The 26366-nt window shown below is 71.5% G+C and carries 21 protein-coding genes and 1 tRNA gene; 12 read left to right on the top strand and 10 right to left on the bottom strand.

What is annotated here, in order from left to right; translation table 11 throughout:
* Positions 1 to 66 precede the first annotated feature (66 nt).
* The 6 genes from gltB to IC607_RS08100 all read left to right on the top strand — a co-directional run bounded on the left by gltB (position 67) and on the right by IC607_RS08100 (position 9452).
* Positions 67 to 4638 (top strand): glutamate synthase large subunit, encoded by a 4572-nt coding sequence (gene gltB / locus IC607_RS08125; protein WP_191786828.1) that lies wholly within the window; start codon positions 67 to 69, stop codon positions 4636 to 4638.
* Positions 4631 to 6091, top strand: a complete 1461-nt coding sequence (locus tag IC607_RS08120; protein WP_191786827.1) for a glutamate synthase subunit beta — start codon at positions 4631 to 4633, stop codon at positions 6089 to 6091. The genes gltB and IC607_RS08120 overlap by 8 nt, the downstream gene beginning before the upstream one ends.
* Positions 6092 to 6182: 91 nt before the next feature.
* Positions 6183 to 7613 carry a pyruvate kinase gene (pyk, locus tag IC607_RS08115; protein WP_191786826.1) on the top strand — a complete coding sequence of 477 codons (1431 nt, stop codon included), beginning with the start codon at positions 6183 to 6185 and terminating at the stop codon, positions 7611 to 7613.
* Between the two features lie 148 nt (positions 7614 to 7761).
* A complete protein-coding gene (locus IC607_RS08110) occupies positions 7762 to 8178 on the top strand; it encodes a transferase (protein ID WP_191786825.1) in 417 nt (138 codons plus the stop codon).
* Between the two features lie 71 nt (positions 8179 to 8249).
* A complete protein-coding gene (locus IC607_RS08105; protein WP_191786824.1) occupies positions 8250 to 8648 on the top strand; it encodes a Fur family transcriptional regulator in 399 nt (132 codons plus the stop codon).
* Between the two features lie 99 nt (positions 8649 to 8747).
* Entirely contained in the window at positions 8748 to 9452 is a 705-nt protein-coding gene (locus IC607_RS08100; protein ID WP_191786823.1) for a hypothetical protein, read from the top strand.
* 71 nt (positions 9453 to 9523) lie between these two features.
* On the opposite strand, the gene IC607_RS08095 is transcribed toward IC607_RS08100, so the two are convergent.
* Both IC607_RS08095 and IC607_RS08090 read right to left on the bottom strand, forming a co-directional pair.
* A complete protein-coding gene (locus tag IC607_RS08095) occupies positions 9524 to 10441 on the bottom strand; it encodes a polysaccharide pyruvyl transferase family protein (protein ID WP_191786822.1) in 918 nt (305 codons plus the stop codon).
* A gap of 154 nt (positions 10442 to 10595) precedes the next feature.
* Positions 10596 to 10669 (bottom strand) — tRNA-Leu (locus tag IC607_RS08090).
* Between the two features lie 131 nt (positions 10670 to 10800).
* On the opposite strand from IC607_RS08090, the gene IC607_RS08085 reads away from it, so the two are divergent.
* Positions 10801 to 11439, top strand: a complete 639-nt coding sequence (locus tag IC607_RS08085) for an ANTAR domain-containing response regulator (RefSeq protein ID WP_370526103.1) — start codon at positions 10801 to 10803, stop codon at positions 11437 to 11439.
* Between the two features lie 11 nt (positions 11440 to 11450).
* Here IC607_RS08085 and IC607_RS08080 read toward each other — a convergent pair whose 3' ends face one another.
* On the bottom strand, positions 11451 to 12212 hold the full coding sequence (locus IC607_RS08080; RefSeq protein ID WP_191786818.1) for an endonuclease/exonuclease/phosphatase family protein: 762 nt from the start codon (positions 12210 to 12212) through the stop codon (positions 11451 to 11453).
* Positions 12213 to 12446: 234 nt separating this feature from the next.
* Here IC607_RS08080 and IC607_RS08075 point away from each other — a divergent pair, with 234 nt between their 5' ends.
* Positions 12447 to 13136, top strand: coding sequence for a GNAT family N-acetyltransferase (locus tag IC607_RS08075; RefSeq protein WP_191786816.1), 690 nt, complete (start codon positions 12447 to 12449; stop codon positions 13134 to 13136).
* Here IC607_RS08075 and IC607_RS08070 read toward each other — a convergent pair.
* Positions 13052 to 13459, bottom strand: a complete 408-nt coding sequence (locus IC607_RS08070) for a hotdog fold thioesterase (protein ID WP_191786814.1) — start codon at positions 13457 to 13459, stop codon at positions 13052 to 13054. The genes IC607_RS08075 and IC607_RS08070 overlap by 85 nt on opposite strands.
* An 18-nt stretch (positions 13460 to 13477) precedes the next feature.
* Between IC607_RS08070 and polA the strand changes: the two genes are divergently transcribed.
* From polA to IC607_RS08055, 3 genes are all read left to right on the top strand, one after another.
* Positions 13478 to 16186, top strand: coding sequence for a DNA polymerase I (polA, locus tag IC607_RS08065; RefSeq protein WP_191786812.1), 2709 nt, complete (start codon positions 13478 to 13480; stop codon positions 16184 to 16186).
* Positions 16187 to 16297: 111 nt separating this feature from the next.
* The gene (locus IC607_RS08060; RefSeq protein WP_191786810.1) at positions 16298 to 16654 is read left to right on the top strand and encodes a DUF485 domain-containing protein; all 357 of its coding nucleotides are present in this window, start codon (positions 16298 to 16300) and stop codon (positions 16652 to 16654) included.
* Positions 16651 to 18300 carry a cation acetate symporter gene (locus tag IC607_RS08055; protein ID WP_191786808.1) on the top strand — a complete coding sequence of 550 codons (1650 nt, stop codon included), beginning with the start codon at positions 16651 to 16653 and terminating at the stop codon, positions 18298 to 18300. Before IC607_RS08060 ends, IC607_RS08055 begins: the two co-directional genes overlap by 4 nt.
* A gap of 71 nt (positions 18301 to 18371) precedes the next feature.
* Here IC607_RS08055 and IC607_RS08050 read toward each other — a convergent pair whose 3' ends face one another.
* The 6 genes from IC607_RS08050 to IC607_RS08025 all read right to left on the bottom strand — a co-directional run bounded on the left by IC607_RS08050 (position 18372) and on the right by IC607_RS08025 (position 25110).
* Positions 18372 to 19754, bottom strand: a complete 1383-nt coding sequence (locus IC607_RS08050) for a uracil-xanthine permease family protein (protein WP_191786806.1) — start codon at positions 19752 to 19754, stop codon at positions 18372 to 18374.
* Between the two features lie 33 nt (positions 19755 to 19787).
* A complete protein-coding gene (locus IC607_RS08045) occupies positions 19788 to 21368 on the bottom strand; it encodes an AtzH-like domain-containing protein (protein ID WP_191786804.1) in 1581 nt (526 codons plus the stop codon).
* On the bottom strand, positions 21361 to 22851 hold the full coding sequence (locus IC607_RS08040) for an NAD(P)/FAD-dependent oxidoreductase (RefSeq protein ID WP_191786802.1): 1491 nt from the start codon (positions 22849 to 22851) through the stop codon (positions 21361 to 21363). The genes IC607_RS08045 and IC607_RS08040 overlap by 8 nt, the downstream gene beginning before the upstream one ends.
* Positions 22848 to 23354 carry an ureidoglycolate lyase gene (locus tag IC607_RS08035; protein WP_191786800.1) on the bottom strand — a complete coding sequence of 169 codons (507 nt, stop codon included), beginning with the start codon at positions 23352 to 23354 and terminating at the stop codon, positions 22848 to 22850. The genes IC607_RS08040 and IC607_RS08035 overlap by 4 nt, the downstream gene beginning before the upstream one ends.
* Positions 23355 to 23490: 136 nt before the next feature.
* Positions 23491 to 24222: a GntR family transcriptional regulator gene (locus tag IC607_RS08030; RefSeq protein WP_191786798.1), complete on the bottom strand. Its 732-nt coding sequence runs from the start codon at positions 24220 to 24222 to the stop codon at positions 23491 to 23493.
* Between the two features lie 72 nt (positions 24223 to 24294).
* A complete protein-coding gene (locus IC607_RS08025; protein ID WP_191786796.1) occupies positions 24295 to 25110 on the bottom strand; it encodes a class I SAM-dependent methyltransferase in 816 nt (271 codons plus the stop codon).
* Positions 25111 to 25237: 127 nt separating this feature from the next.
* Between IC607_RS08025 and IC607_RS08020 the strand changes: the two genes are divergently transcribed.
* Positions 25238 to 26263 carry an ATP-dependent 6-phosphofructokinase gene (locus tag IC607_RS08020; protein WP_191786794.1) on the top strand — a complete coding sequence of 342 codons (1026 nt, stop codon included), beginning with the start codon at positions 25238 to 25240 and terminating at the stop codon, positions 26261 to 26263.
* The last annotated feature ends 103 nt before the right edge of the window (positions 26264 to 26366 follow it).

The raw sequence follows: 26366 nt of genomic DNA, 5'->3' as shown, positions 1-26366 counted from the left end.
ACGTCCCGCGTTCCCCCCATGTTCGTGCTATGCCCCGACCCGTCGGGGTCCGTGAGGACGGTATTGATGTCGACGTCGCCCGTGAGCTCCGCCTTGGCGGCTCCGCCCGGTGCGGGTCCCTTCGGAGGCCTGTACGACCCGGCCTCGGAGCACGACGCGTGCGGTTTCGCCTGGGTGGCGACGCTGCGCGGGACCCCCGGCCGTGACATCGTCGACGCCGGCCTGACGGCGCTGCTGAACCTCGACCACCGCGGTGCCGTGGGCGCCGAAGAGGACTCCGGCGACGGCGCCGGCATCCTCACCCAGATCCCCGACGCGTTCCTGCGCGACGTGGTCGACGCCGAGCTGCCCGCCGCGGGCTTCTACGCGATCGGCATGGCCTTCCTGCCGACGGACGACGACGAGCGCGTGCGGGCCGAGGCCGCGATCGGTGCCATCGCCGCGGAGGAGAAGCTCGAGGTGCTGGCGTGGCGCGACGTCGTCGTGACCGCCGACCTCGTCGGTCCCACGGCCCGTGCGTCGATGCCGGTGTTCCGCCAGCTCGTCGTCGCCGACCCGTCGCGGGCCCTGTCCGGCATCGCGCTGGACCGCCTGACCTACCGGCTGCGCAAGCGCACCGAGCGTGAGCTCGGCATCTACTTCGCGTCGCTGTCCGCCCGCACGCTCGCCTACAAGGGCATGCTGACCACCGGCCAGCTCGAGCCCTTCTTCGCGGACTTGTCGGACCCGCGGTTCGCCAGCGAGATCGCGCTCGTGCACTCGCGGTTCTCCACCAACACGTTCCCGTCGTGGCCGCTGGCGCAGCCGTTCCGGCTCGTCGCGCACAACGGCGAGATCAACACGGTCAAGGGCAACCGCAACTGGGTGGCCGCGCGTGAGGGGACGCTCTCGAGCGACCTGATCGGCGACCTCGCGCCGCTGCTGCCCGTCTGTACGCCCGGCGGCTCGGACTCCGGCAGCTTCGACGAGGTCCTCGAGCTGCTGCACCTGGCCGGCCGTTCCCTGCCGCACGCGGTTATGATGATGATCCCGGAGGCGTGGGAGAACCACGCCCAGATGGACCCGGCCCGTCGTGCGTTCTACGAGTACCACTCGACGCTCATGGAGCCCTGGGACGGCCCGGCGGCCATGTCCTTCACCGACGGCACGCTCATCGGTTCCGTGCAGGACCGCAACGGTCTGCGTCCCGGTCGCTACTGGGTCACCGAGGACGGTCTCGTCGTCTGCGCCTCCGAGGCAGGCGTGCTCGACATCGACCCCGCCACCGTCGTGGCCAAGGGCCGGCTCGAGCCGGGGCGCATGTTCCTGGTGGACACCGGCCAGGGCCGGATCATCGAGGACGAGGAGCTCAAGTCCCAGCTCGCCGGGCAGCGTCCGTACGCGCAGTGGGTGAGCGAGAACTCCGCGTACCTGGAGCAGCTGCCCGAGCGCGAGCACGTCGCGCACTCGGCCGCCTCGGTGCGTCGTCGGCAGCGTGCCTTCGGTTACACGGAGGAGGAGCTCAAGGTCCTGCTGGCGCCGATGGCGTCCGCCGGCGCAGAGCCGCTGGGGGCCATGGGTTCCGACACCCCGGTCGCGGTGCTGTCGAGCCGTCCGCGCATGCTCTTCGACTACTTCACGCAGATGTTCGCGCAGGTGACCAACCCGCCGCTGGACGCGATCCGCGAGGAGCTCGTCACGTCGATCGGCGGCGCGATCGGTCCCGAGCCGAACCTGCTCGTCGACGGCCCCGAGCACGCCCGCAAGCTGATCCTGCCGTTCCCGGTGATCGACAACGACCAGCTCGCCAAGATCGTGCACGTCGCCAAGGAGCCGTCGCTCGGCTTCCGGGCCACCACGATCCGCGGCCTGTACCGTGCGGCCGGCGGGGGAGAGGCGCTCGAGGCCCGCCTCGAGGAGATCTTCGCCGAGGTGGACGCCGCGGTCGCCGACGGCGTGAGCTTCCTGGTGCTGTCCGACCGCAACGGGGACGCCGAGCTGGCCCCGATCCCGTCGCTGCTGCTGCTCTCCGCGGTGCACCACCACACGCTGCGCCGCCACACGCGCACGCAGATCTCGCTGGTGGTCGAGGCGGGCGACGTCCGCGAGGTGCACCACGTCGCCCTGCTCGTCGGCTACGGCGCCGCGGCCGTCAACCCGTACCTGGCCATGGAGACCGTCGAGGAGATGGCCCGCTCCGGGTTCATCACCGTCGACCCGGCCAAGGCGGTCGCCAATCTCATCAAGGCTCTCGGCAAGGGCGTCCTCAAGGTCATGTCCAAGATGGGCATCTCGACGATCGCCTCGTACCGCGGCGCCCAGGTCTTCGAGGCCATCGGCCTGTCGAACGCGCTCGTCGAGCGGTACTTCACCGGGACGACGAGTCGGCTCGGGGGCATCGGCCTCGACGTCATCGCCGCCGAGGTGGCCGCCCGCCACGCGGACGCGTACCCGGCCAGCGGCAACCGCCAGGCGCACCAGCGCCTCGCGGTCGGCGGCGAGTACCAGTGGCGCCGCGACGGCGAGGACCACCTCTTCGACCCCGAGACGGTGTTCCGCCTGCAGCACTCGACGCGGACCCGGCAGTACGACATCTTCAAGCAGTACACGAACCGGGTGGACGAGCAGAGCTCGCGCCTCATGACGCTGCGCGGCCTGCTCGAGCTCAAGACCGACGGGCGCGAGCCCGTCGACGTCGACGAGGTCGAGCCCGTCAGCGAGATCGTCAAGCGGTTCAACACGGGCGCCATGTCCTACGGGTCCATCTCGATGGAGGCGCACGAGACGCTGGCCATCGCCATGAACCAGCTCGGCGCCAAGTCGAACACGGGCGAGGGCGGCGAGGACCCCGAGCGCTTGCACGACCCCCGCCGTCGCTCGTCGATCAAGCAGATCGCGTCGGGCCGCTTCGGCGTCACCAGTGAGTACCTGACCAACGCCGACGACATCCAGATCAAGCTGGCCCAGGGCGCCAAGCCCGGCGAGGGCGGCCAGCTGCCCGGCCACAAGGTCTATCCGTGGGTCGCCAAGACGCGGCACTCGACACCGGGCGTCGGCCTGATCTCGCCGCCGCCGCACCACGACATCTACTCGATCGAGGACCTGGCACAGCTGATCCACGACGCCAAGAACGCCAACCCGAGCGCCCGGATCCACACCAAGCTCGTCTCCGAGTTCGGCGTGGGGACGATAGCCGCGGGCGTCGCGAAGGCGCACTCGGACGTCGTGCTCATCTCCGGCCACGACGGCGGAACGGGTGCCTCACCGCTGACGAGCCTCAAGCACGCGGGCACGCCGTGGGAGATCGGCCTGGCCGAGACCCAGCAGACCCTGGTGCTCAACGACCTGCGCGACCGCGTCGTCGTGCAGGTGGACGGCCAGCTCAAGACGGGCCGCGACGTCGTCATCGGCGCGCTGCTCGGCGCCGAGGAGTTCGGCTTCGCGACCGCGCCCCTGGTGGTCAGCGGCTGCATCATGATGCGCGTCTGCCACCTCGACACGTGCCCGGTCGGCGTCGCGACGCAGAACCCCGAGCTGCGCTCACGCTTCACGGGCAAGCCCGAGTTCGTCGTGACCTTCATGGAGTTCGTCGCCCAGGAGGTGCGCGAGCTCCTCGCACAGCTCGGCTTCCGCACGCTGCTGGAGGCCGTGGGCCACGTCGAGCTGCTCGACACGCGTGCCGCGATCGACCACTGGAAGGCCGAGGGCCTCGACCTGGGTCCTGTGCTGGCACGCCCCGAGCCGTTGGGCGGCTCCGCGCTGCACCAGACGCAGACGCAGGACCACGGCCTGGCCCGCGCCCTGGACAACCGCCTGATCGATCTGGCGGGCGACGCCCTCGAGCGTCGCGAGCCCGTCCGCATCGACCTGCCGGTCCGCAACGTCAACCGGACGGTCGGCACGATGCTGGGCCACGAGGTGACCAAGCGCTTCGGCGGTGCGGGCCTGGCCGACGACACGATCGACGTGACGCTGACCGGCTCGGCCGGGCAGTCCTTCGGCGCGTTCCTGCCGCGCGGCATCACCATGCGACTGTTCGGCGACGCGAACGACTACGTCGGCAAGGGCCTGTCGGGCGGCCGCATCGTCGTCCGCCCGGACCGCAACGCCGTGCTGTCCGGTGCGCACAACGTCATCGCCGGGAACGTCATCGGCTACGGCGCCACCACCGGGCAGATCTTCCTGCGCGGTCTGGTCGGCGAGCGGTTCGGGGTGCGCAACTCCGGTGCCACGCTCGTCGTCGAGGGCGTGGGCGACCACGGGTGCGAGTACATGACGGGCGGCACCGTGCTGGTCCTCGGCCGGACGGGTCGCAACTTCGGTGCCGGCATGTCGGGCGGCACGGCCTACGTCCTGGACCTGCAGCCGGCACTCGTCAACCTCGAGGCCGTGCGCAGCGGTGAGCTCTCCCTCGCCGAGCTGGACGACGACGACTTCGCGCTGGTCGAGCAGCTGCTGCGCGCGCACCACGAGGAGACCGGCTCGCCCGTCGCGGCCCAGCTCCTCGACGACCCCGCGGCGGCACGCGCACGCTTCACGCGCCTGCTGCCCACCGAGTACGCCCGCGTCCGCGGCGCGCTGGCGAAGGCCGAGGCCGAGGGCCTCGACCCGTCCGCGCCGGGTGTGTGGGACCAGATCCTGGAGGTGGCCCGTGGCTGACCCCCGCGGCTTCCTGAAGGTTCGCGACCGCGAGCTGCCGCCCAACCGTCCCGTCGAGGTGCGCCTGCGCGACTGGAAGGACGTGCACGCCCACCTGGAGCAGGGCCAGCCGTTCCTCAAGGAGCAGGCGGGCCGATGCATGGACTGCGGCATCCCGTTCTGCCACAACGGCTGCCCGCTCGGGAACCTCATCCCCGAGTGGAACGACCTGGTGTGGCGCGGGCAGTGGGGCGACGCGATCGACCGCCTGCACGCGACCAACAACTTCCCGGAGTTCACGGGCCGGATCTGCCCGGCGCCGTGCGAGTCGTCGTGCGTGCTGGGCATCAACCAGCCGCCGGTCACGATCAAGAACGTCGAGGTCTCGATCATCGACGAGGCGTTCGACCGCGGGCTCGTCACGCCGCAGGTCCCGCAGCGCCTGACGGGCCACACCGTGGCCGTCGTCGGCTCCGGCCCGGCCGGCCTGGCCGCCGCCCAGCAGCTCACGCGTGCCGGCCACACGGTCGCCGTCTACGAGCGCGACGACGCGATCGGCGGTCTGCTCCGCTACGGCGTGCCGGACTTCAAGCTCGAGAAGGTCCACATCGACCGTCGGCTCGAGCAGATGTCGGCCGAGGGGACCCGCTTCCGCTCGGGCGTCGAGATCGGGCGCGACGTGACGTGGGCGCAGCTGCAGGCCCGCTACGACGCGATCGTCATCGCCACCGGCGCGACGGTCCCGCGCGAGCTGCGCGTCCCCGGCACCGAGCTGGGCGGCGTGCACGTCGCCATGGACTACCTGCACCAGGCCAACGCGGTCGCCGCCGGCAAGCCCGTCGAGAACCAGATCACGGCCGAGGGCAAGCACGTCGTCATCATCGGCGGCGGTGACACCGGCTCCGACTGCCTGGGCACCGCGCTGCGCCAGGGCGCGGCATCGGTGACGACGCTGGCCATCGGCAAGCGCCCCCCGGAGGACCGGCCCGCGGCCCAGCCGTGGCCCACGGACCCGATCCTGTTCGAGGTCTCCTCGTCCCACGCCGAGGGCGGTGAGCGCGAATATCTCGCCTCGACCGTCGAGTTCGTCGGCGACGGCCAGGTGCAGGGTCTGCGCCTGGCGACGACGGAGTACCTCTCCGACGGGCGCCGTGTCCCGCAGGCCGGGACCCAGCGTGAGATCCCCGCGGACCTGGTGCTCGTCGCGATGGGCTTCACCGGCCCGGAGACGACGCCGCTGTCCGACCAGCTCGGCATCGAGCTGACGTCCCGCGGCCTCGTGGCTCGCGGCGACGACTTCGCCACCACGGTGCCCGGCGTCTTCGTGGCCGGTGACGCCGGCCGCGGCCAGTCGCTCGTCGTGTGGGCGATCGCCGAGGGCCGTGCGACGGCCGCGGCGGTCGACACCTATCTGTCCGGTGCCACCGAGCTGCCCAGCCCGGTGACCGCCAGCACGGTGGCGTTGCGCCCCTGACACTTCCCGGACGTCGTTACCGCTCGGGCCAGTGGGTCGGACGGGACGTTCGGGCCGACCAACAGAACCCGAAAGGCATAGGCTCGCTTTCATGCGTAGAGCAAAGATCGTCTGCACCCTTGGTCCTGCCACCGAGTCCCTCGAGCAGATCCAGGCCCTGGTGGATGCGGGCATGGACGTCGCCCGTATCAACCGCAGCCACGGAGAGGCCAGCGAGCACGCGAAGGTCATCGCCAACGTCCGTGCCGCGGCCAAGGCCTCGGGTCGTTCCGTCGCCGTCCTCGTCGACCTCCAGGGCCCCAAGATCCGGCTCGGCCGGTTCGTCGAGGGTCGTCACGACCTCGCGGTCGGCGACACCTTCACCATCACCACCGACGACGTCGAGGGCACCAAGGAGCGCGTCTCGACGACGTTCAAGGGCCTGACGGGCGACGTGAGCCCCGGCGACCCGATCCTCATCGACGACGGCAAGGTCCTGGTCCGCGTCGTCTCGGTCGAGGGCAGCGACGTCGTCACGCGCGTCGAGGTGCCGGGCCCCGTGTCGAACAACAAGGGCCTGAACCTGCCGGGCGTCGCGGTGTCCGTGCCGGCCATGAGCGACAAGGACGAGGCGGACCTGCGTTGGGGCCTGGGCCAGGGCGCGGACTTCATCGCGCTCTCCTTCGTCCGCAACGCGGCCGACTACGACGGCGTGCGGGCGATCATGGAGGAGGAGAACCGGGTCGTCCCGGTCATCGCCAAGATCGAGAAGCCGCAGGCCGTCGAGAACCTGGCCGAGATCGTGGCCGCGTTCGACGGCATCATGGTGGCCCGAGGGGACCTGGGCGTCGAGCTGCCGCTCGAGCAGGTGCCGCTGGTGCAGAAGCGCGCCGTCGAGCTCGCCCGCCGCAACGCCAAGCCCGTCATCGTCGCCACCCAGGTCCTCGAGTCGATGACTACCAACCCGCGCCCGACGCGTGCCGAGACCTCCGACTGCGCGAACGCCGTGCTCGACGGTGCGGACGCGGTCATGCTCTCGGGCGAGACGAGCGTCGGCGACTACCCGATCGAGACCGTGCGCACGATGGCCCGGATCATCGAGGCCACCGAGGACATGGGTCGCGAGCGCATCGCGCCGCTCGGCTCCACGCCGCACACGCGTGGTGGGGCGATCACGCGTGCCGCCGCCGAGATCGGCGAGACGGTGGGCGTGAAGTACCTGGTCACGTTCACGCAGTCCGGTGACTCGGCGCGCCGCATGTCGCGCCTGCGCTCGGGCATCCCGCTGCTGGCCTTCACGCCGGAGCACGCCGTGCGCAACGTCCTGTCGCTCACGTGGGGCGTGCAGTCCTACGAGGTGCCGTCGGTCGGTAGCACGGACGAGATGGTCCACCAGGTCGACCAGACGCTGCGCGCCAACGGGCTCGCGGAGGACGGCGACTACGTCGTCGTCGTGTCGGGTGCGCCCGTGGGGGTCGCCGGGTCGACGAACTCGATCGTCGTGCACAAGATCGGTGACGATGCGGGCGGCCGCGTCGCGTGACGCTGGTCGGGCTGCGCGCCTGAGACCGTTCTGAGAGGGCGGGGTCCGACAGGGCCCCGCCCTCTCGCGTACCTGGAACACGTGCCGCTGCTTGCTCGTTGAGGCGGTGAGAACCATTTCCAGGTAGAACGTCTCGAGGGAGGAACGCATGGCGCGGCTGGCATCGAAGGTCGAGGTCGAGGGCGACGACGGGGCGGTGGTGCGGTACGTCCGGCACCGCAACGGCGGCGGGCTCGTCTCACCCCAGGCCGTCGTGCACCCGGACGCCACCGTCGCCCTGACGGCGTACGTGGAGGCCGGGGCCCACGTCGGGCCGCGCACGACGATCGGCGCTGGGAGCTGGATCGATCGGGACGTCGTGGTGGGTGCCGACGTGGTCGTCGGCCGCAACGTCCACCTCGGCAAGGGCACCAGGGTCGGCGACCGCTCGCAGGTGGGCGGGGGAGCCCGCGTCGGCACCGACGTCGAGATCGAACCCCGCACGCGCGTCGACGCGGACCTCGTCGTCGCCGACGGCAGCGTGCTGCGCCGCGGGCGCCGCTCCCGGTACGACGTCGCGGCCTGACCGGAGCTCGTGCGCGTCTACGATGGCGCGGTGCCCCGCCCGACGCGAGGCGTCGACCTCGGGAGGACTCGATGATCGGTCAGCGTGTGACACGCCAGCGCCTGGCGGTCGGTGCGCTCATGGACGACCTCGACGACTTCCGCAGCGCCCAGCAGATCCACGCCCTCCTGCAGGACCGGGGCGAGGAGATCGGCCTCGCCACCGTGTACCGGACGCTGAACGCCATGGCGGAGAGCGGCGACTTCGACGTGCTGCGGACCGAGGGCGGCGAGTCGCTGTTCCGCCGGTGCGAGCGCGACGCGCACCACCATCACATCGTGTGCCGGTCCTGCGGCCGGACCGTCGAGGTGCAGGGGCCGGACATCGAGGAGTTCGTCGCGTCGGTCGCCCGTCAGCACGGTTTCGTCGACGTCACGCACACGGTCGAGCTGTTCGGCACGTGCGGCGACTGCGCCGCGGCTGACCTGTAGTCCACCGGGAGGTGACGGGACGTCCGTCCCATGATTCCTGCCCTCACGGCACCTACGGTCGAATGAGCAGATCACCCGCTCCCGAGACCAGGACACGCCATGTCTACCGCCCCGACGACGTCGCGCACACACCACGCCCGAGCAGCGGTGGCGCTGTGCCTGGCGGTCGTGCTGGGGGTGCTGGGGATGGGGGTGCAGGCCTCGCCGGCCGCAGCGGCGTCGACGACGACGCGGTACATGGTCGCGACCACAGCGGTCCGGGCGTCGGCGTCGTCAGCGGCTCGAACAACCGGCACGGTCCGCATCGGGACCGCGGTCACAGTCACCGCCAAGGCGAGGGCATGGGTAAGGCTGCGCACCGGATGGGTGCCGAGAGCGGCTGTCTCCAACGGCGGCTACTACGCCGACCGGCTGGCGGCCGCCCACGGCGTCAAGGTCCGCTACACCAACACGACGCTCTGCGGCCGACGCCCGAGCGGGATGATCAACGGCTCGTTCTATCTCTACGGCTGCCATCGACCCGGCAACGACTTCATCGAGCTGACCGAGTCGGGTCGTTACAGCGGTCCAGGGTGGCAGCGGGCGCACGTGCAGGGGGTGACGCTGCACGAGGTCGCCCACCGCGTGATCGACAGGAGGTGCCACGACAAGCGAGCGCTCGTCGCCTCCGGAAGGTCCGAGAACGTCGCAGACGCGTACGCCTGGAAGTACTTCCACACACCCGACAAGCGACCGGGTCTCTACGGGTTCACCCGGTCGGACCTGCGGCGGGCGACAGCGATCCATGACGGCCGGTCAGCCTGACACGTGGTCCTGAGGCGGTGCTGCTCGGCGTCCGCGAGACGCATCGCCCTGCGGTGCTCGTGGGGGCAGCCTCAGCGCTTCTTGCGCAGGAAGGGCGCGGCCTTGAGGAGCTTGCCGTAGTCGAACGTGATCGGTCGTGCGTCGAAGTCGAAGGTCTCGCGCAGGACGTCGACCGTGAGCGGCTGGGCCGCCGGGTTGAAGGTCACCGGGTAGCGGTGCTTGCGCACCGAGGCGAAGTAGTCGTGGAACTTGAACTCGCCGCCACGGGGCGTGCCGGACGCGAGCCACGCGCTCGGGATCCCGTAGGCGTCGGACACGATGAGGCCGTGCAGCGACGAGGTGACGATGCGCTTGCAGGTCAGCATCTCGTCGATGACACGCTCGATGTCGCCCGAGCCGTAGTCGATGACGCGCACGCCGGGGCCGACCTCGGCCTCCGCCCAGGAACGCTCGGCCCAGCGCACGATGACGCCCACCTCGTAGGTGGGCTTGATCGATGGCAGGTGGTAGAGCGGGGCGAGGAGCGCCGGGTCGCCGTACACCGCGGGGCAGCGGCCCTTCGCGTGCAGGATCTTGGCGCGGGTGAGCGGCCCGCGGACGGCGGTGTAGCGGGCACCCTTCGCGACGCGTGCCGCCGACTCGGTGCCGAACGACCCGGTGCCCCACACGACCGAACGGTCGTTGGCGCGGCCCAGGATCGAGCCGACCGCCACGTAGGCGTGCTCGCCTTCCTCGGCCTGGACGACCGTGCGACCGGTCATCTTGGCGAGGAGCCAGGGCGAGAGAAGGTCGCCGAAGTTGACGTGGTTGTCCCACCAGACGAGCGGCACGGAGCCGTCCGGGCGCATGATGAGGTCCTCGCTGACCTCGAAGCGCTCGAGCAGGTGCTGGTAGCGGCCGGGGCCGATCGAGCGGGGGAAACGGCGGCCCAGCCGCTGCTTGACGAAGCGGCTGGCGCGCGTGCGCGTCGAGTGGGAGGAGACCGTCATGGGCGGCATGCTTTCACGTGGGGGACCGGTCGGTGCCGAGCGTCCACGGTGGGATCGGACGGCGGTCGTCGGGTCGGGGACGGACGGGTGTTCTGCGGCTCGGGCGTGACGGGTCGGCCGGGCGGTTGCGGCTCGTCGACCTGCATCTTCGCGGTGCCCCGAGTGGGATTCGAACCCACACTGGATCGGGTTTGAGCCGAACGCCTCTGCCGGTTGGGCTATCGGGGCCAGCGGCAAGCATAGTGCGGTGCGCAGGGTGCGTGTGCCTGCCCTCACAGCGAAACCCCTGCTGCTGCGGGGCCTGGCACGGCTAGGCTGTGGCCGTGACCAAGGACGCCCCCGCCGCCCCCGCCGATGACATCGACTTCACCACTGCTGGTGAGAACGTCGAGGCCGAGTCGGCACCTGCCTCTCGTCCGGCCCGACGCGCCGTCGTCGCCGAGGACGAGGCGCTCATCCGCATGGACGTCGTCGAGACGCTGCGCGACGCCGGCTTCGACGTGGTCGGCGAGGCGGGCGACGGCGAGCAGGCCGTGGCGCTGGCCACGGAGCTGAAGCCCGACGTCGTGGTCATGGACGTCAAGATGCCCGTCCTCGACGGGATCTCGGCTGCCGAGCGGATCGGCAAGGACCACCTCGCCCCCGTCGTGCTGCTCACGGCGTTCTCGCAGACCGAGCTCGTCGAGCGAGCCCGCGACGCCGGGGCGATGGCCTACGTCGTCAAGCCGTTCAGCCCGGCGGACCTTCTGCCGGCCGTCGAGATCGCGATCTCGCGCTACGCGCAGATCACGGCCCTCGAGGCCGAGGTCGCCGACATGGCGGACCGCTTCGAGACTCGCAAGCGCGTCGACCGGGCCAAGGGCCTGCTCATGTCGAAGATGGGCCTGTCCGAGCCCGAGTCGTTCCGCTGGATCCAGAAGACGTCGATGGACCGCCGTCTCACCATGCGCGAGGTCGCGGACGCCGTGATCGAGCAGGTCGGCGGCGGCGCGGCCTGACGTCGCCGGCGTCACCCGTCGAGGGTGACGTCCACGACGAGCGCCCGGTGGTCGGACAGACCCGTGTCGACGGACCGGGCGGGCGCGGTGGCGCGCAGCGCACCCTCGGCGAGCACGTGGTCGATCTGCCTGACCGGGTCCGCGACGGGATAGGTGAGCGCCGACGCGAGCGCGCGCATGCCCGTCGTCGCCGCAGCCAGGTCGGGGAGCATGTTGAGGTCGCCCAGCAGCGCCAGCGGACGCGGGAGGTCACGCAAGCCGTCCAGGACGAGGGCGAGCTGGTGGGTGTTCCAGCCCCGCAGGTACGACACGTGCGTGCCGGCGACCGTCAGGAGCCCCTCCGGACACCGCACGACGGCCGCGATCGCAGCCCGTGGCTCGTCGCGCACGAGCTTCGAGGTCCACCGTCGGGCGTGCGGCACCCAGGTGAGCGGGGCCCTGCGGGGCAGGTTGACGACGCGCCACTCGTCGACGGGGAACCGGGACAGCAGCGCGATGCCGTAGGCCCAGCCCGTGGGCGGCCGGCGGGGTGACCACCACACGCCGGGCGGCCCGTGCAGCGTGGCGACGAACCGGTGGTCGCGGGCGCCCATGGCGTCGGCCGCGATCTGGGTCAGGTCCGCCCGGCCCGATCGGGGCTGCCCCAGGTCGACCTCCTGAAGAGCGAGGACGTCCGCATCGAGCGCCGCGACGGCCGCCGCGAACCTGTCGAGGGCGACGCGTCCGTCCACCGGTGACCGCCCGTGCAGGACGTTGAACGTGGCCAGCCGCATCCCGTGAGTCTGGCCGAGCCGGGTCGAGTTCGCCCGCGGACGGGACCAACGTCATCTGCGGTCGCCGGGAATTCGGTCGGTTGTCCAGTTTTCGTCGCCCAAGCGGTGCCTAAACGTTGCGCAGGACTAGGCAAACGCGTCTCGGGAGGTCCATGATCGGTCTCGACGCCACCGAGGGCAGTGGGGGTGTCACCCCGATCGGATGACCCCCCTCGTTCCGTCTGGAGGTTGCTCGTGCGCCCAGGAATCCAGGTTCGCACCGCTGCGCCTGCCGATCTCGACGCCGTCGTCGACCTCTGCCTGGCCGCTCGAGCGGAGTCGGCGGTGGGGGCGCAGCTCTGCACGGACGACCGCGCCCGGCTGCGGGACCAGCTGGGCGCGCTCCTGACGGTGTCCGGCGGCGTGGTCCTGGTCGGCACGGTCGACGGGGAGGTGGCGGGGATGCTGCTCGCCCGGCTGGTGGGTCCCAGCCTGTTCTCCGACGTCACGAACCTCAACCTCGAGGCCGTCTACGTCGCCCCTGACGCGCGCCGCCGCGGGCTCGGCCACCAGCTCCTGTCCGTCGCTGCGCAGGAGGCCGACGCGGCCGGCGCGAACGACGTCTACGCGATGCCCCTGCCGGGCTCGCGGGGGATGCAGCGCTTCCTGGCGCGACTCGGCTTCGCGCCGGCCGCCGCGCACCGCGTCGTGACGACGTCGGCGTTGCAGCGCCGGCTCGCGCACGAGCAGGGCGCGGCTGCGGCCGCTCCGGGCCGTGGGCGGGGGCCGCGGGGCCTGGAGGACCTGATCGCCCGTCGGCGGCAGGCCCGCGAGAGCCGGGCCGTCTCGGCCGCGTCCGATCAGGGTGTCGCGTCGATCACCATGCAGGTCAACCGCGCGGTGCAGACGCGCCGCCCGTCCTCGTCCTCGACCACCACCTGGTAGGTCACCAGCGTCCGGCCCAGGTGCACGGCGGTCGCCGTCCCCGTCACGGAGCCGGACCGCGCGGACCGATGATGGGTCGCGTTGAGCTCGACCCCGACGGCTGCGCGCCCGGGACCGGCGTGGACCTGGGCCGCGTACGAGCCGAGCGTCTCGGCGAGGACGCCGGACGCGCCGCCGTGCAGCAGGCCGAACGGCTGGGTGTTGCCGGCCACGGGCATCGTGCCCACGGCGCGCTCGGCGCTCACCTCGGTGATCGCGATGCCCATGCGTTCCATCAGGGTGCCAGCCGTGGACGGCAGGGCGGGGACGTTCGTGTCGGTCATGCCGGATAGGTTGGCACCGTGAACGACGCACAGCCAGCCCGCCTGCTCCTCATCGACGGACACTCCATGGCGTACCGGGCCTTCTTCGCCCTTCCCGTGGACAAGTTCGCGACCTCGACGGGGGAGCCGACCAACGCGGTCTTCGGCTTCGTCTCCATGCTCGCCAACCTGCTGCGCGACGAGGCGCCGACCCACGTCGCGGTCGCCTTCGACCTGGGCCGTACGACGTTCCGCACCGAGGTCTACGAGGCGTACAAGGGCAACCGGGACGCCACCCCCGCCCCGTTCCGGGGGCAGGTCGACGTCATCCGCAGGGTCCTCGAGACCATGCACATCCCGGTGCTGACCAAGGAGCAGTTCGAGGCCGACGACATCCTCGCGACGCTGTCGACGCAAGCCTCGGCCGTGGGCATGCAGGTGCTCATCTGCTCGGGCGACCGGGACTCGTTCCAGCTGGTGCGGGACGACGTGACGGTCCTCTACCCCGTCAAGGGCGTCTCGGAGCTGGCCCGCATGACGCCCGCGGCGGTGGAGACCAAGTACGGCGTCCCGCCGGAGCGGTACCCGGACCTCGCGGCGCTCGTGGGCGAGACCAGCGACAACCTGCCCGGCATCCCGGGGGTGGGCCCCAAGACGGCCGCCAAGTGGATCGGCCAGTACGACGGACTGGACGGGATCCTCGAGCACGCGGGCATGGTCCCCGGCAAGGCAGGCGAGTCGCTGCGCGCCAACCTCGAGCAGGTGCGCATGAACCGCCGCCTGAACGCGCTCGTCACCGATCTCGAGCTCCCGCTGCGTCCCGACGACCTGGAGGCCCGGGCGTGGGACCGGACGGCGCTGCACGCGATCCTCGACGAGCTGGAGTTCCGGACGCTGCGTGACCGCCTGTTCGCGATGCTGGACGACGACGAGGCGGGTGACGCGGTCCAGGCCGCGGCGGCGGACCTCGACCTGGCGGACCTCGCCGACGGTGAGCTCGGGGACTGGTTGGCGCAGCGGCGTGGGAGCCTGCTGGGTGTCGACGTGCGGGGGACCGGCGCGCCCGCCGCGCCTGACGCCTGGGGTCTCGCGCTGGCGGACGACGCAGGGCAGGCGGCGGTCGTCGACCTGGCCAAGGTGCTGCCCGACGACGAGTCAGCGCTGGCCGCATGGCTGGCGGACCCGTCGGCCCCCAAGACGATCCACGGCGCCAAGGTCGCCTGGCACGCGCTGGCCGGGCGTGGGCTGGCGCTGGCGGGAGTCGTCTTCGACACGGAGCTCGCGGCCTACCTGTGCCAGCCGGACCGCCGTGCGTACGACCTGCCCGACCTGGCGATCGGTTATCTGCACCGTGAGCTGGGCGGTGACGACGGGTCGTCGCAGGGGCAGGGGGCGCTGGACCTGGAGATCGACGGCTCCGACGAGGACCGTCGGGCCGCCGTGCGGGCCGCCGCGGTGCGCGACCTGACGGACGTGCTGGACGGCGAGGTGGGCGATCGGGCGCTCGGCCACCTGCTGACCGACCTCGAGCTGCCGCTGCAGGACGTGCTGGGGCGGATGGAGCGCACCGGGATCGCGATCGACACGGTCTACCTGCAGGAGCTCGAGGCGTCGTTCGACGCGACCGTGCGGGACGCGGCCGCCCAGGCCTACGACGTGATCGGTCGGGAGGTGAACCTGGGCTCACCCAAACAGCTCCAGGAGGTGCTGTTCGACCAGCTCGGCATGCCCAAGACGAAGAAGATCAAGACCGGGTACACCACCGACGCCAACGCGCTCACCGACCTGTTCGCCCGCACGCAGCACCCGTTCCTCGAGCACCTGCTCGCGCACCGCGACGCCATCCGGCTGCGGCAGACGGTCGAGGGGCTGCTGCGATCGGTCGCGCCCGACGGTCGCATCCACACGACGTTCCAGCAGACGATCGCCGCGACGGGACGACTCTCGTCGGCCGACCCGAACCTGCAGAACATCCCGATCCGCACCGAGGCGGGTCGCCAGATCCGCCGCGCGTTCGTCGTCGGCGACGGCTACGAGACGCTCGTGACGGCGGACTACTCGCAGATCGAGATGCGGATCATGGCCCACCTGTCCGGCGACGAGGGCCTCATCGAGGCGTTCCGCTCGGGGGAGGACCTGCACAGCTACGTCGGCTCGCGCGTCTTCGGGGTGCCGACCACCGAGGTGTCGGCCGCTCAGCGGTCGAAGATCAAGGCGATGAGCTACGGCCTGGCGTACGGGCTGTCGGCGTACGGGCTGTCGCAGCAGCTCGCGATCGAGGTCGCCGAGGCCTCCGCGCTCATGGCTGACTACTTCGAGCGGTTCGGAGGCGTGCGCACCTACCTGACCAGCGTCGTCGACGAAGCCAGGGCGACCGGCTACACCGCGACCATCATGGGGCGCCGCCGGTATCTGCCCGACCTCACGAGCGACAACCGCCAGCGTCGCGAGGTCGCCGAGCGGATGGCGCTCAACGCCCCGATCCAGGGCAGTGCGGCCGACCTCATCAAGGTGGCGATGCTCGGCGTGGACGAGGAGCTGACCCGCCGAGGGCTGTCGTCGCGCCTCCTGCTCCAGGTCCACGACGAGCTCGTCGTCGAGGTGGCGGCGGGTGAGCGCGAGGCGGTGGAGGCCATCCTTCGCGAACAGATGGGGGCGGCGGGCGACGCCGTGCCCGGCGGCCCGCTGAGCGTGCCGCTCGACGTGAGCGTGGGTGTCGGTGCGAGCTGGCACGAGGCCGGCCACTAGTCCGAGATAACGATATCGGCGCGTTTGTCGGTTTTCACCCCATGGCGGGGTGGTTTCCGCCAGAGTGTGTGCCGGTGGCAACGGGGCCACCAGCGCACACCGGGAGGTGGCATGACCGACACCGCTGACGGCTTCGAGACCGACTACCAACGCGTCCAACGCAGCGACGAGTTCCAGGCGCTCAAGAAGCGCTTCCGCAACTTCGTGTTCCCGATGACGGCCTTGTTCCTGATCTGGTACTTCGTGTACGTCCTGCTGGCCGACTACGCCCACGACTTCATGTCGACCAAGGTGTGGGGCAACATCACGGTCGGGCTGCTCTTCGGGCTCGGGCAGTTCGCGTCGACCTTCATCATCACGATGGTCTACGCACGCTGGGCCAACAACAAGCAGGACGCCGTCGCCGAGCGGCTCCGACTCCACATCGAGCAGGGCACGGTCGACAACGGGTCGGGTGAGGGAGCATGAGCGCCGTCGTCCACGCGGCCGCCGAGACCGACCAGATCGGCGAGCCGGCCGTCAACATCGCCATCTTCGGCGTGTTCGTGCTGATCACGCTCGTGATCGTCTTCCGCGCGTCACGCAACAACAAGACCGCGGCGGACTACTACGCCGCGGGCCGCTCGTTCACCGGGCCGCAGAACGGCACGGCGATCGCCGGGGACTACCTGTCGGCGGCGTCCTTCCTGGGGATCTGCGGTGCGATCGCCATCAACGGGTACGACGGGTTCCTCTACTCGATCGGCTTCCTGGTCGCGTGGCTCGTCGCACTCCTGCTGGTGGCCGAGCTGCTGCGCAACACCGGCAAGTTCACGATGGCCGACGTCCTCTCCTTCCGCCTGAAGGAGCGGCCCGTCCGCATGGCGGCGTCCCTGGCGACGCTCGCGGTCGTGTTCTTCTACCTGCTCGCACAGATGGCCGGCGCCGGTGGCCTCGTCGCACTGCTGCTCGGCATCGAGGGCACTGCCGCGCAGGGCGCCGTCATCGCCGTCGTCGGTGCGCTGATGATCCTCTACGTGCTGATCGGTGGCATGAAGGGCACCACGTGGGTGCAGATCATCAAGGCGATCCTGCTCATCGCGGGCGCCGCCGTGATGACGGTCTGGGTCCTGGCCAAGTACGGCTTCAACCTGTCCGACCTGATGCAGGGCGCGGTCGACAAGGCGGGTGAGGGGGGCGAGGCGCTGCTCGGTCCCGGCAAGCAGTACGGCGCGACGTCCATGAGCCAGCTCAACTTCCTGTCGCTCGCGCTCGCGCTGGTGCTCGGAACCGCGGGCCTGCCACACGTCCTCATGCGCTTCTACACGGTGCCGACGGCCAAGGAGGCGCGTCGCTCGGTGGTGTGGGCGATCTGGCTCATCGGGATCTTCTACCTGTTCACCCTCGTGCTCGGGTACGGAGCGGGTGCTCTCGTCGGACCGGACGCCATCAAGGCGGCACCAGGTGGGGTGAACTCGGCGGCTCCGCTGCTCGCGTACGAGCTGGGCGGGACGATCCTGCTCGCCCTGATCTCGGCCGTGGCCTTCGCGACGATCCTCGCGGTCGTGGCCGGTCTGACGATCACGGCGGCGACGTCGTTCGCGCACGACATCTACGCCTCGGTCATCAAGCACGGGCAGATCCGGCCCGACGGCGAGGTCCGCGTCGCCCGGATCACGGTGGTCGTGATCGGGGTGCTGGCCATCATCGGTGGCATCTTCGCCAACGGTCAGAACGTCGCGTTCCTGGTGGCGCTGGCGTTCGCCGTGGCTGCCAGCGCCAACCTGCCGACGATCCTCTACTCGCTGTTCTGGAAGAGGTTCAACACCTCGGGGGCGCTGTGGAGCATGTACGGCGGGCTGATCTCCTGCCTGGTGCTGATCACGTTCTCGCCCGTCGTGTCCGGCAAGGTCGACCCGAAGACGGGCGAGAGCCTGTCGATGATCAAGGACACGGGCGTCGACTTCCACCTGATCTCGCTGGAGAACCCCGGCCTGATCACGATCCCGCTCGCGTTCGTCCTGGGCATCGTCGGGACGTACCTGAGCAAGGGCAAGTCCAGCCCGGAGAAGTACGCAGAGATGGAGGTCCGCTCCCTGACGGGCGCCGGATCCGAGAAGGCCGTCGCGCACTGACCGGCGGACGACCGCGCGGGTGCCCACAGGGCATCCGCGCGGTCGTCCGGTATGCGCTCGCCGTACTGCGCTCAGCGCACGGTCTCGAGCTCCGGCTCGGGCGTGAGGCGCGCCTCGGGCTCCTCGTCGTCGCGCTTTTCGCTCGCGGGGATGTCGAGGTCGGGGTCCGTTCCGCGCACGCGGGAGACCGCCTTCATCAGGTGGTAGACGGCCAAGGCCCCGAACGAGCCCACGCCGATCGCCCCGAGCGTGAAGTCGCCGGCCGTGATGGTGAAGCCGCCGATGCCCAGCACAAGGCCGACCGCGCCTGTGAGCAGGTTGGTCGGCGAGGAGAAGTTGACCCGGTTCTGGACCCAGATCCGTGCGCCCAGGACGCCGATCATCCCGTAGAGAACTACCCCGGCACCGCCGAGGACCCCCGCGGGGATGGACGCGGCGACCGCGCCGAACTTCGGACACAGCCCGAGCAGCACGGCGAAGCAGCCGGCGACCCAGTACGCGGCCGTGCTGTAGACGCGGCTGGACGCCATCACGCCGATGTTCTCGGCGTAGGTGGTGGTCGCGGACCCGCCACCGGCGCCGGCGAGGGTGGTCGCCAGACCGTCGGCGACGAGGGCACGGCCCATGTAGCGGTCCAGGTTGCTGCCCGTCATCGCGGCGACGGTCTTGACGTGGCCCACGTTCTCGGCCACCAGGACGAGCACGACGGGCAGGAACAGGCCCCACGCGGCCGTCGTGACGTGCGGGGTGTGGAACGACGGCAGCCCGAACCAGTCCGCCGCCTTCACTCCGGAGAAGTCGACGTGCCCTCGCAGGGCGGACACGGCGTAACCGACGGCGACGCCGAGGACGATCGCGAGCCTGCCGACGAGCCCGCGGAACAGCACAGTCACCAGGACGATGGCGACGAGCGTCACGGTCGCCTCGAGCGGGGCCGCGTCGAACTCGGACTTGGCCGTGCCCGCGAGGTTGAGCCCGATGAGGGCGACGATGGTGCCGGTGACGGCGGGCGGCATGAGCGCCTTGATCCAGCCGGCGCCCGCGAAGTGCACGACGACGCCCACGAGCGTCAGGGCCAGACCGGTGATGAGGATGCCGCCCAGCGCGAGCGAGATGGACGCCGCGTCCAGCGAGTGCTGGCCCTCGCCCAGGGGAGCGATCGCCGCGACGGGCGCGAGGAAGGCGAAGCTGCTGCCGAGGTAGCTGGGCACCCGGTTGGCGGTCAGCAGCAGGAACAGCATGGTGCCGATGCCCGAGAACAGCAGGGTGGTCGAGGTGGGGAAGCCGAGGATCACGGGGACGATGAACACGCCACCGAACATCGCGATCACGTGCTGGAAGCCGATCCCGAAGGTGATCGGCAGGGAGAGTCGCTCGCCGGGGGCGACGACCGTTCCCGGGGTGATGCTGGTGCCGTCGCCGTGCAGACGCCACGCGAAGATGCTTCCGGCCATGGGGGGTCCTGTTCTTCCGGTGTGGAGGGGTGATCAGCGGGATGGGACGGGTGCTGCCGTGATGCGAGATCCCGGAGGATCGACGGTCAGCGAGACGTGGGCGAGCTGGATCCGCCAGCCGCCCTCCTCCCGCTGCCAGGTCTGGGTCTGGTGACCACGCACGCCGGTGGGGGACCGGGTGAACGCGACCGCGGTGACGGCGGTGCGGGGACCCAGCAACCGGAGCACGAGATGGTCGATGTGCCGCGGCGTCGCGGCGCTGGGTCGACGACGTCGGGCCGCGTCGATCTCGGCCCGGCCGTAGCCGACCCCTTCCGGGGCGATCCTCGTGACGGCGGCGTCCGCGCCGAAGGCGCGCGACAGGGCGTCGCCGTCGCCCTCGACGAGTGCTCGCTCGTAGGCGTAGAACGCCGCTCGGAAGGTGTCGAGGTCGTTCGTGCAGGAGTCGGGCTCGAGCGTGCAGCCCGCGTCCAGGAGCGCCAGGTCTGATCCGGGCGCGGAGACGAGCGCCACCGCGACGCCCGAGGCGGTGGGCAGGGCCAGGCTCGGGGCGCCGAGCAGTCCCGCGATCGCACCCAGGGCGATCGTCGTGCGACGGTGAGCGGCGTACTCCTCGGTTCCGTCGGCGTCCCGCGCCGGGGCGGGCCCGGCGGCGGCGGGCAGCGCGATCACCGCGCCCTCGGCGAGGCGGTCCAGGAGGGGCCCGAGGACCTCCGCGCAGCGCTCCCGGGCGGAGTCCGCGTCCGCCTGGCGGGCCTGCGCCGCTCCGGCGAGGCGATCGCGCACCGGGGCGAGGACGTCGTCGGGGGGCGTGGCGCCCAGGTGGTGCGCGACCTCGACGAGCTGCTGCGTGCGGAAGTCGTCACCGAGCGCACCCAGGGACGTCCCGAGCGTGGCGTGCTCGACCGGGACCTCCCACGCCGCAGCGATCCGCGCGGCCTCGGCGGTGACCCAGCCGGCCAGCGACGGGGTCAGCTCTGCGAGGACGTCGTCCAGGAGGAGCACGCGGGTCGGGCGCGCCCCGGTCGCCCCGGGGTCCGCCTCGCGGGGCGGGAGCAGGCACCGGCCCACGGCGCGGGCGGTGCGGACGTCCTGCGCGATCCAGCCCACGGTGTCGAACCGCGGCGCCAGGGGGCTGACGCCCGTGCTCGGCACGGCGCCGTGCGTGGGTCGGAAGCCCGTGACGCCGCAGTACGACGCCGGCACCCGGGCCGAGCCCGCGGTGTCCGTCGCGAGGGCGAACGCGACGAGCCCCGCCGCGACCGCCGCCGCCGACCCCGACGAGGAGCCGCCCGCCATCGCCGCCGGGTCCCGAGGGTTGACCGGAGCCGGGGTGCCCGTGTCGAGGCCGCTCAGTCCGAAGGCGAGCTGGTCCGTCGTGGTCTTCCCCACGCACACGGCGCCGGCCGCGAGCAGACGGTCGACGGCAGCGGCGGAGCGCGTGGCGGGCTCGGGGTGCCCGGCCAGCCCGCGGCCCGTGGGCAGGCCCGCGACGTCGATGACGTCCTTGACGGCGAAGGTCAGCCCGGCGAGGTCGCCGTTGTCGGGCGTCGGCGCGTCGCGGTCGGCGAACGCGCGCGGGCCGACGACGAAGGCGTTCCACTGGTCAGGCATGGACCACCTGCGCGCCCCCGAGACGTCGGTCGCCGGGCTCGGCGCGCCGTCCAAGGGTGACTCCCGCCGGGACGTCGAACGCTAGGAACGCGTTCAGCACGTCGGAGGACGTCTCGACGAAGATGTCGCGGGCGATCCCGTCGACGAGCCGCGGTGCACCGCCCACGAGTCCGGAGATCTGGTGGCTCAGCATGCCGAGGCTCATGCGGGCGCCGTGGTTGAACAGGTAGAGCCGTGCCAGGGCGTCGTCGTGGCGCTCCGGGTCGCGGTGCTGCAGCGCGAAGTGGTCGTCGAGGTACGGGTACCGTGCGAGGCCGGCCGGGTCTCCGGACGGCGGCTCGAAGCGGTCGCCCCACGTGGCGACGTCGTCGACGAGCTCGGCGAGCTCGGGTCGCAGGCCGAGGTCCACGCGCACGCCGGTCGCGGCGATGACGAAGTCGTACTCGTGCGTGCCCTGCGGCGTCGTCACGACCACCGCGCCGCCGTCCTGAGTCACGGCCGTCCACGGCGAGGAGCAGCGGAATGTGAACGTGTCGAACGCGTACGCACGCCACACGGCGCCCTGGGTCGCGGGCTGGTCGACCGCCGAGAGGTGGGCGTTGAAGGCCCATTTCTGCTCGTCGGAGAACGACCAGTAGTGCTCCAGGATGCCAGGGAACTCCATCCACCGGTACGGGCTGACCGTCGGCATCGCGGGGCGGCGCATGTGGATCGTCGCCGTCGCGGCGCCGTTCTCGAGGGCCGTCGCCGCGTTGTCGAAGGCGCTCGTGCCGCCACCGAGCACCCCGACCCGCTTGCCGGCCAGGGCGGCGAAGTCGATCGCGTCGTGCGTGTGCGCCCACCGGTCGCGGTCGAGCGAGGCGAAGATCCCGTCGGGTACCGAGCGCCCGCCCGCACCCTCGAGCCCGGTCGCCAGCACCACGCGCCGCGCGCGCAGCACCTCGACGCCACCTGGTCCGGAGGTGTGCACCGCGAAGGGCTCACCGTCCGCCGGCCGCTCGATCCGCTCGACGCGGGTGCCGAAACGGACCGGGAGGTGGAGCGTGGCGCGATACCACTCGAGGAAGGCGTGCCAGTCCTCGGTGGGGTAGTACTCGATCGACTCCCAGCCCGAGGTCCCGTACCGGGCCTCGAACCACTCGCGAGGAGTCGCCGCGGAGACCCCCCAGGTCGGCCACGCCACGTCCTTCGGGGTGCGTAGGGTGTGCATTCGCGCGAACGTCGCCCACGGCCCGGCGCTCCCCTCGGGCTGGCCGTCGATCACGAGCACGCCGGCGACGCCCGTCCGCCGCAGGCCGAACGCGACGGCGAGTCCGGACTGGCCGGCGCCCACGACGAGCACCGGCACGACGCCGTCGGTCGCCGTCACCCACGGTGCGCAGGAGTACCCGGTGGTCTCGAGCTGCCGCTCGACCAGGGCCTGCAGGCGTGCGAGACGTCGGTCCGCGTCCGGGAGGGGGACGAGGGGCTGACCGCCGATCACGGGACGTCGATCACGACGCGCAGGCCGAGCTCGTCGGAGAGCAGGTAGCTGTGGTGGTCGGTGACGTTGGTGTCGGCGAGCTCGACGTTGACGAAGGCCAGGGTCTTCGGCTCGAAGTACGGGCCCGAGTGCCAGGTGCCCTTGGCGAGCGTGATCGCCACGTCGCCGGGCACGACGAACGCCCGGACGTCCTCGTAGCGGGGCTCGGCACCCGGGGTCAGGTCGCCGGCCGGCGCCACCGCGATGATCCAGGGGCTCCCGCCCACGGACATGAGGGTCTGGGTGGTCCGCAGGTGGCGGGTGATCCGGGTGAACGCGGGCGTCTTGTCCCGCAGCTGCATGATGTAGAAGCGGGGGGTGCCGGCGCTGACGTCCAGCGCCGCCTCCTCGGCCGTGAACGGCGTGCCGTCCTCGAGCGCCTCGAGGACGACGCCGAACGGCGCGAACGCCTCGGCCGTGAGCGGTGCTGCCTGGAGGTGGACCGTCTGCAGGGTCTGGGGCATGGTTCCTCGCTTGTCATCGGGGCCCGGACATCGGGCGATGACGCGAAGATATGCTTGTCAGACAAGCAAGTCGGCAACTTGTCAGATAAGTTAACGACCCTGTTACGGGCCCGACACACGAGGCGGTCGAGAGCGGTCAGGAACGGCTCACGCGGCGCACGAGCGCGTTGCGTAACCGTGGCGGGGACGCCACCTGGACCTCGCGGCACCAGTAGGCGACCTCGTCCGAGGAGCCGACACCGCAGTAGGTGAGCTCGAGGGCCGCCTGCGGCCTGCTGCGACCCAGCGCCGCCGACTCGTCGGGCTCCAGGAGCACTGGCGTGAACCAGACCGTCTCCCAGGCCACCTTGACGCCGTTCGCCGCCTCGGCGAGGTCGAAGACGGGCATGCGAGGGTCGATCGCTGCGGCGTCGCGGTCCCCACCGACCGGGATCAGGTCGTCGGCGAGCACGTAGCGGTCGCCGTCCGCGCTCCACACCTTGCGGGTCCGCAGGACGCGGGTCCCGCCCGGCAGGTCATGGAACGCGGCGCCGTCGTCGTCCAGGATCGCGACGTCGGACGACAGGAGCTCGACGGCCGGGCGGTAGCCCGCGGCCTCGATGGCAGCGGCGTGGTCGCGCTGGCGGTCCACGCGGATGCCGATGGTGCCCAGGCGTCGGTTGATCATGGTGCGGGCGCCCTGCGAACGGTGCACGTAGCCGCGCTCTTCGAGGCGTACCAGCGCCTCCCGGATGGACGGGCGGCTGGCGCCCGTCGCGGCGGCGAGTGCGGGCTCGGACGGCATCACGGCCGACTCCCTCGCGGCGTCACGCCACAGCTGGGTGATCTGCTCCACGAGCTGCTCGGGATCGTTGGTGCTCCTGGTCATCGCCCTGCCAGCCTCCGGCGCTGCGTCGCGTGCCCGGGCCGATCCGGGTTCCGCCCACACAATAGCCAGCGGTCAGGCTGGGAGGTGCGTGACGAAGATCGCCGTCCCCGGGAGCACCGCACCGCGCAGCGGGGACCAGCCTCCCCACACGCGGTCGTGGCCGTCGGGCCACTCCGGCTCGACGACGGCGTCGATCACGAAGCCGGCGGCCACCAGGTCGGCGACGTGGTCGCCGATCGTGCGGTGGTACTCCGCGTACAGCACGGTGCCTGAGGCGCCGAGCTCGACGTACGGGCGCCGGTCGAAGTACGGGCGCGTCGCGGTCAGGCCCCGTTCGCTCGGGTCGTCGGGGAACGCCCACCGCACAGGGTGCGTGACCGAGAAGACCCAGCGGCCACCGGGTCGCAGGACGCGTGCCACCTCGCGGTGGACGCGGTCGGCGTCGGGCACGAAGGGGATGGCACCGTACGCCGTGAACGCGACGTCGAAGGTCGCGTCGCCGAACGGGAGCGCCCGCGCGTCGGCGACGACCACCGGGGGAGCGACCCCGGTCGAGCGGTCGTACGCGCGGCCCGCGCCGAGCATGCCTTCCGCGACGTCGGTCGCCACGACGTCCACACCTCGGCCGGCGAGCCAGCGCGAGCACTGTGCGGCGCCCGCACCGATCTCGAGCACGCGCATCCCGTCGAGGTTCCCCAGCAGGGCGGCGTCCGCCTCGCGCACCCCCTCCGGACACCACACGAAGTCGTCGGCGCCGAGGAAGTGACCGTGCTCCGCGAGGTACTCGTCCGCGTGGGCGTCCCAGAACCGCCGCCCGGCGTCGGTGGCGGCCGCCGGGTCGACCTGCCGGTAGCCCGCGTCCGCCGGTGACTCCTGCTCGTGCGCCATGGGCACATTCTCGTCGACGACCTGGGACCGAAGGCATGGGTGCCCGTCCAGGTCGTGGCTAGGCTGGGCCGCGGTTGCCCGACGACGCGCACCGTGCCCCAGCCCCCAGCGAATCCAGGAGTACAGCGTGCGAGTCGGACTGCTCACCGGCGGCGGCGACGTCCCGGGCCTCAACGCCGCGATCCGCGCGGTCGTCAAGCACGGCGAGGGCCAGTACGGGCACTCGATCATCGGTTTCCGCAACGGCTGGCGCGGCGTCGTGGACGGCTACTCGATCCCGTTGACCCGGTCTCTCATCCGCAACGTGCTGCCCGTCGGAGGCACGCTGCTGGGCACGGCCCGCTTCCACCCGCACGCCGACGACGGTGGCATCGACGCCGTTCTCGCCACGCTCGAGGCCGAGCGCATCGAGGCGCTGATCTGCATCGGCGGCGACGGCACGCTGCACGCGGCCTCGAAGGTCGCGGAGGCCGGCGTCCGCATCGTCGCGATCCCCAAGACGATCGACAACGACGTCTGGGGCACCGACCAGTCGATCGGTTTCGACACCGCGGTGTCCATCGCCACCGAGGCCATCGACCGGATCCACACCACGGCCGAGAGCCACAACCGCGTGATGATCGTCGAGGTCATGGGGCGCCACGCCGGCTGGATCGCCGCGACGTCGGGCATCGCCGGGGGAGCGGAGCTGGTGCTCGCGCCCGAGCAGCCGTTCGACATCGACAAGATCGAGCGCTTCCTCAAGCACCGCCACCGGGCGCACGCGAGCTTCTCGATCGTCGTCGTCGCGGAGGGCGCGGTGCCCGCCGAGGGCACGCCGATGCACTACGAGACGCAGGTGGGCAAGTTCGGCGAGATCGTCGCCGGTGCGATCGGGGAGCGGCTCAAGGCGGAGATCGAGGCGCGCACGGGGTTCGACACGAGGGTCACCGTGCTTGGGCACATCCAGCGCGGGGGGACACCGACGCCGACCGACCGCATCCTCGGCTCACGGTTCGGCGTCGCGGCGATCGACGCGATCACGCGGGGCGAGTCGGGCGTCATGACGGCCCTGCGGGGCGAGAACGTGGAGCTGGTCCCGCTGGAGGAGATCGCGGGCAAGGTGAAGCACGTGCCCGACGAGCTGCTGACGGTCGCGCGGGCCCTGGCCTGACGGCTTTGACCGGCCGGTGGGGGCACGGATAAGGTAGACGGCGGTGCCGCGCGCCTTCTTCCGGCCTTGGCTCGACTCGTCCGACGAGCGAGCGTTCCGGATC

Source organism: Cellulomonas sp. JH27-2, assembly GCF_014837175.1.
Lineage (GTDB): Bacteria > Actinomycetota > Actinomycetes > Actinomycetales > Cellulomonadaceae > Cellulomonas.
The sequence above is the reverse complement of the archived record's forward strand: the minus strand, read 5'-3'. Positions and strand labels throughout refer to the sequence as shown.

Excerpts from the sequence above, each read along its gene's own strand:
- IC607_RS08035 (WP_191786800.1), bottom strand. The coding sequence starts at position 23,354 with ATGCCCCAGACCCTGCAGACGGTCCACCTCCAGGCAGCACCGCTCACG.
- gltB (WP_191786828.1), top strand. The coding sequence starts at position 67 with ATGTCGACGTCGCCCGTGAGCTCCGCCTTGGCGGCTCCGCCCGGTGCG.
- IC607_RS08080 (WP_191786818.1), bottom strand. The coding sequence starts at position 12,212 with ATGCGGCTGGCCACGTTCAACGTCCTGCACGGGCGGTCACCGGTGGAC.
- IC607_RS08060 (WP_191786810.1), top strand. The coding sequence starts at position 16,298 with ATGACCGACACCGCTGACGGCTTCGAGACCGACTACCAACGCGTCCAA.
- IC607_RS08030 (WP_191786798.1), bottom strand. The coding sequence starts at position 24,222 with ATGACCAGGAGCACCAACGATCCCGAGCAGCTCGTGGAGCAGATCACC.
- IC607_RS08110 (WP_191786825.1), top strand. The coding sequence starts at position 7,762 with ATGGCGCGGCTGGCATCGAAGGTCGAGGTCGAGGGCGACGACGGGGCG.
- pyk (WP_191786826.1), top strand. The coding sequence starts at position 6,183 with ATGCGTAGAGCAAAGATCGTCTGCACCCTTGGTCCTGCCACCGAGTCC.
- IC607_RS08025 (WP_191786796.1), bottom strand. The coding sequence starts at position 25,110 with ATGGCGCACGAGCAGGAGTCACCGGCGGACGCGGGCTACCGGCAGGTC.
- IC607_RS08095 (WP_191786822.1), bottom strand. The coding sequence starts at position 10,441 with ATGACGGTCTCCTCCCACTCGACGCGCACGCGCGCCAGCCGCTTCGTC.
- IC607_RS08050 (WP_191786806.1), bottom strand. The coding sequence starts at position 19,754 with ATGGCCGGAAGCATCTTCGCGTGGCGTCTGCACGGCGACGGCACCAGC.
- IC607_RS08105 (WP_191786824.1), top strand. The coding sequence starts at position 8,250 with ATGATCGGTCAGCGTGTGACACGCCAGCGCCTGGCGGTCGGTGCGCTC.
- IC607_RS08100 (WP_191786823.1), top strand. The coding sequence starts at position 8,748 with ATGTCTACCGCCCCGACGACGTCGCGCACACACCACGCCCGAGCAGCG.
- IC607_RS08070 (WP_191786814.1), bottom strand. The coding sequence starts at position 13,459 with ATGACCGACACGAACGTCCCCGCCCTGCCGTCCACGGCTGGCACCCTG.
- IC607_RS08055 (WP_191786808.1), top strand. The coding sequence starts at position 16,651 with ATGAGCGCCGTCGTCCACGCGGCCGCCGAGACCGACCAGATCGGCGAG.
- IC607_RS08045 (WP_191786804.1), bottom strand. The coding sequence starts at position 21,368 with ATGCCTGACCAGTGGAACGCCTTCGTCGTCGGCCCGCGCGCGTTCGCC.